This window comes from Vibrio sp. 970, from assembly GCF_033339075.1.
Window position 1 is genome coordinate 1 of sequence record NZ_JAWOTW010000257.1, and the last position, 742, is coordinate 742.

Here is a 742-nt window from a genome sequence, read left to right on the forward strand (position 1 = left end):
GCTCTGCCACGCAGATTTTGGCCGTAGTTTGTCCGGCCGCCAGTGCCAACATCTAAAGAAGGGATCGTGGCAGAAAGAATATCACCCAGAGTTTTACCTGCTCGGTATTGTTGAGCAATTTCTTCTTGCCCTACAAACCAAACCGTACCGGGAATATCAGAAATGGATTTTGGCATGACGCTGCCAACCACAACTAACTGTTCATCTGCTGCGTTTTGAGACGCCAGTTGCTGAGCTTGTTCTGCAGCCAATGCGTGCGCTGCATATCCACTGCTCATCGCTAATACGATGAGGTTTAAAGAGAACTTCCTATTTGTCATTGTATTTATCTTTTTGTTGTAGCCAAAGAATCGACAATGATACTTATTATCAATAACAAATCGAGCACTGTTACATAGGTTAACGAGTTGTTAACTCTTGCTCTTTTGCATGATTAACTGACGGTTTTTTGCAGCTCTCGGGCAGTCCTCGCAGAGCTTTCTTCCTTCACACTTGTACACCAAGCAGCAGCTTTTTCTGACCAAGTTGAGCGGTTGCTCGTGAGGCACACCATGCAAAGCATCGATATGACGCTCATCCAGCCCCAGAGCACTAAGCCACAAGCTAGCGTGCTCTTTAATGATGGCATCGGTCAGTTGAGGGAAATGTTGCTGTAACCTTAACAAGCACGCCAAAATACCGTCTGACATCAACTGATGAGTAAACCCCGGACGAATGCGAATCCACTCGTTCATCTGTTCTT

General features: G+C 46.0%; 1 protein-coding gene and 1 pseudogene. Both read right to left on the minus strand.

Features of this window, described 5'->3' with window-relative positions:
• A pseudogene (locus tag R7Q11_RS26030) lies at positions 1-320 on the minus strand (TonB-dependent siderophore receptor); the annotation flags it as partial.
• 90 nt (positions 321-410) lie between these two features.
• The coding region (locus R7Q11_RS26035; protein WP_225466984.1) for a (2Fe-2S)-binding protein at positions 411-742 on the minus strand (332 nt) is incomplete at its 5' end.